Here is a 3,084-nt window from a genome sequence, read left to right as displayed (position 1 = left end):
CCTTGGCAGTCAGAGGCGATGAAAGACGTGGAAGCCTGCGATAAGGTTCGGGGAGCTGGCAAACGAGCTGTGATCCGGACATCTCTGAATGGGGAAACCCACCTGGTTTCGGCCAGGTATCTTACACTGAATCCATAGGTGTAAGAGGCGAACCGGGGGAACTGAAACATCTAAGTACCCCGAGGAAAAGAAATCAACCGAGATTCCCTAAGTAGCGGCGAGCGAACGGGGACCAGCCCTTAAGCTGGACAACTGGTAGGAGAAGGCTCTGGAAAGTGCCGCCATAGTGGGTGATAGCCCCGTATCCGAAACCTGAGTCCAGTGAAATCGAGTAGGTCGGCGCACGAGAAACGTTGACTGAACATGGGGGGACCATCCTCCAAGGCTAAATACTCCTGACTGACCGATAGTGAACCAGTACCGTGAGGGAAAGGCGAAAAGAACCCCTGTGAGGGGAGTGAAATAGACCCTGAAACCGTATGCGTACAAGCAGTCGGAGCAGACTTGTTCTGTGACGGCGTACCTTTTGTATAATGGGTCAGCGACTTATGTTCAGTGGCGAGGTTAACCGTTTAGGGGAGCCGTAGGGAAACCGAGTCTGAATAGGGCGAATTAGTCGCTGGGCATAGACCCGAAACCGGGCGATCTATCCATGAGCAGGTTGAAGGTGCCGTAACAGGCACTGGAGGACCGAACCCACTGTCGTTGAAAAGCCAGGGGATGACTTGTGGATCGGAGTGAAAGGCTAATCAAGCCCGGAGATAGCTGGTTCTCCCCGAAAGCTATTTAGGTAGCGCCTCGGACGAATACCACAGGGGGTAGAGCACTGTTTCGGCTAGGGGGTCATCTCGACTTACCAACCCGATGCAAACTCCGAATACCTGTGAGTACTATCCGGGAGACACACGGCGGGTGCTAACGTCCGTCGTGAAGAGGGAAACAACCCAGACCGCCAGCTAAGGTCCCAAAGTACCAGTTAAGTGGGAAACGATGTGGGAAGGCTCAGACAGCTAGGAGGTTGGCTTAGAAGCAGCCATCCTTTAAAGAAAGCGTAATAGCTCACTAGTCGAGTCGGCCTGCGCGGAAGATGTAACGGGGCTCAAACTGGTCACCGAAGCTGCGGCTGCATACATTGTATGCGGGGTAGGGGAGCGTTCTGTAAGCCTGCGAAGGTGTGTTGAGAAGCATGCTGGAGGTATCAGAAGTGCGAATGCTGACATGAGTAACGACAATGCGGGTGAAAAACCCGCACGCCGGAAGACCAAGGGTTCCTGCGCAACGCTAATCGGCGCAGGGTGAGTCGGCCCCTAAGGCGAGACCGAAAGGTGTAGTCGATGGGAAACGGGTTAATATTCCCGTACCTTGGATAGCTGCGATGGAGAGACGGAGAAGGCTAGGTGAGCCGGGCGACGGTTGTCCCGGTTTAAGCGAGTAGGGAGTGGACTTAGGCAAATCCGGGTCCACAATCCTGAGACGCGACGACGAGTGCCCACGGGCGCGAAGTCATTGATGCCCTGCTTCCAGGAAAATCTTCTAAGCTTCAGGCTATTCGAGACCGTACCCCAAACCGACACAGGTGGTCAGGTAGAGAATACCAAGGCGCTTGAGAGAACTCGGGTAAAGGAACTAGGCAAAATGGTGCCGTAACTTCGGGAGAAGGCACGCCGGTGTGTACGTGAAGCCCCTGCGGGTGGAGCGGAAGCCGGTCGAAGATACCAGGCCCCTGCGACTGTTTATTAAAAACACAGCACTCTGCAAACACGTAAGTGGACGTATAGGGTGTGACGCCTGCCCGGTGCCGGAAGGTTAATTGATGGGGTTAGCATTCGTGCGAAGCTCTTGATCGAAGCCCCGGTAAACGGCGGCCGTAACTATAACGGTCCTAAGGTAGCGAAATTCCTTGTCGGGTAAGTTCCGACCTGCACGAATGGCGTAACGATGGGGGCGCTGTCTCTACCCGAGACTCAGTGAAATTGAAATCGCCGTGAAGATGCGGTGTATCCGCGGCTAGACGGAAAGACCCCGTGAACCTTTACTATAGCTTCACAGTGAACTTTGAGCATGCTTGTGTAGGATAGCTGGGAGGCTTTGAACCCGGGACGCCAGTTCCGGTGGAGCCAACCTTGAAATACCAGCCTGGCATGTTTGAGGTTCTAACTCTGACCCCTTATCGGGGTTGAGGACACTGTGTGGTGGGTAGTTTGACTGGGGCGGTCTCCTCCCAAAGCGTAACGGAGGAGCACAAAGGTGGGCTAAGTACGGTCGGACATCGTACGGTTAGTGTAATGGCACAAGCCCGCTTGACTGCGAGACAGACACGTCGAGCAGGTACGAAAGTAGGTCATAGTGATCCGGTGGTTCTGTATGGAAGGGCCATCGCTCAACGGATAAAAGGTACTCCGGGGATAACAGGCTGATACCGCCCAAGAGTTCACATCGACGGCGGTGTTTGGCACCTCGATGTCGGCTCATCACATCCTGGGGCTGAAGCCGGTCCCAAGGGTATGGCTGTTCGCCATTTAAAGTGGTACGCGAGCTGGGTTTAGAACGTCGTGAGACAGTTCGGTCCCTATCTGCCGTGGACGTTGGAGATTTGAGGAAAGCTGCTCCTAGTACGAGAGGACCGGAGTGGACGAACCGCTGGTGTTCGGGTTGTGTCGCCAGACGCATTGCCCGGTAGCTATGTTCGGACAGGATAACCGCTGAAAGCATCTAAGCGGGAAGCCCCTTCCAAGATGAGATCTCCCTGAGGCCTTGAGCCTCCTGAAGAGCCGTTCAAGACCAGGACGTTGATAGGCTGGGTGTGTAAGCGCTGTGAGGCGTTGAGCTAACCAGTACTAATTGCTCGTGCGGCTTGACTATATAACACCCAAGACAATTGCGGATAACGCAGAGCAGGGCAAACGCCACGCTCCATAGAAATCAACATCACGTTCCTTCTCGTCCTTCCCAGTGATCATCCGTTTTGCCTGACGACCATAGCGGTCTGGAACCACCTGATCCCATCCCGAACTCAGAAGTGAAACAGACCAGCGCCGATGGTAGTGTGGTTCGCCCATGTGAGAGTAGGTCATCGTCAGGCTC

At 54.6% G+C, this 3,084-nt stretch carries 2 rRNA genes; both read left to right on the top strand.

Going from position 1 to position 3,084, the window contains the following annotated elements:
* Positions 1-2,862, top strand: a 23S ribosomal RNA gene (locus J122_RS19935); the annotation flags it as partial.
* 106 nt (positions 2,863-2,968) lie between these two features.
* Positions 2,969-3,082 (top strand): 5S ribosomal RNA (rrf, locus tag J122_RS19930).
* Positions 3,083-3,084: the final 2 nt, after the last annotated feature.

The organism is Marinobacter excellens LAMA 842 (assembly GCF_001574445.1).
Taxonomy (GTDB): domain Bacteria; phylum Pseudomonadota; class Gammaproteobacteria; order Pseudomonadales; family Oleiphilaceae; genus Marinobacter; species Marinobacter shengliensis.
Note: the sequence above shows the minus strand (reverse complement) of the source record. Positions and strands in the feature narration are given on the sequence as shown.